This window comes from Roseovarius dicentrarchi, from assembly GCF_003316635.1.
In the GTDB taxonomy this organism is placed as follows: Bacteria; Pseudomonadota; Alphaproteobacteria; order Rhodobacterales; family Rhodobacteraceae; genus Roseovarius; species Roseovarius dicentrarchi.
Genome location: NZ_QNQP01000082.1, coordinates 1 through 655, shown reverse-complemented (window position 1 = coordinate 655; position 655 = coordinate 1). Strand labels below are relative to the sequence as shown.

At 55.7% G+C, this 655-nt stretch carries 2 pseudogenes; one reads left to right on the top strand and one right to left on the bottom strand.

Going from position 1 to position 655, the window contains the following annotated elements:
* Positions 1-158: 158 nt before the first annotated feature.
* Positions 159-446, bottom strand: a pseudogene (locus DQ230_RS16945) (integrase core domain-containing protein); the annotation flags it as partial.
* A 78-nt stretch (positions 447-524) separates the two neighbouring features.
* On the opposite strand from DQ230_RS16945, the pseudogene DQ230_RS16940 reads away from it, so the two are divergent.
* A pseudogene (locus DQ230_RS16940) lies at positions 525-655 on the top strand (IS5/IS1182 family transposase); the annotation flags it as partial.

Genomic DNA, 655 nt, shown 5'->3' with positions numbered 1-655 from the left:
CCTTCCGAACAGCATACCGGCCCGTGGCGTCAGAACCGCCACACCAAGAGGCCTGACACACGACCGATTGAAGCCCAGCCAAAACGTCAAAAAATCAACTTGCAAAATCGGAGGCATCCACACACGCGCCGGGTTTGCCGAAGGCTGATTTGTCTTGGTTACGCGGCTATATCTGATCTTTCCAGAGCCGCATAGAAGTTTGCCTCTGCCTCGGCTGGCGGAATATTTCCGATAGGTTCCAGAAGGCGCCGGTTGTTGAACCAGTCGCCCCATTCGAGCGTGGCATATTCGACAGCCTCAAAGTTCCGCCAAGGCCCACGGCGGTGTATGACTTCGGCTTTGAACAGGCCATTGATCGTCTCGGCCAAGGCATTGTCATAGGAATCCTCGACGCCGCCAACGGAGGGCGCTATTTTGGCTTCAGCGAGTCGTTCGGTGTATTTAACAGGCTGCTGAAATAATCACGTCTCGACAGTCATTTGAGAACATGATTCACTCCCGGGACGATAGCGGCGGGGGTGATTATGAGCGGGACAGACGAGACGAGCAGGTCGCTTTTCAGTTATGTCGATCTGGAAGAGCGCATCCCAGCGCGGCATCCGCTGCGCAAGATCAGGCAGGTTGTTAACGACGCGGTGGCCAGTCTGGATGCCGA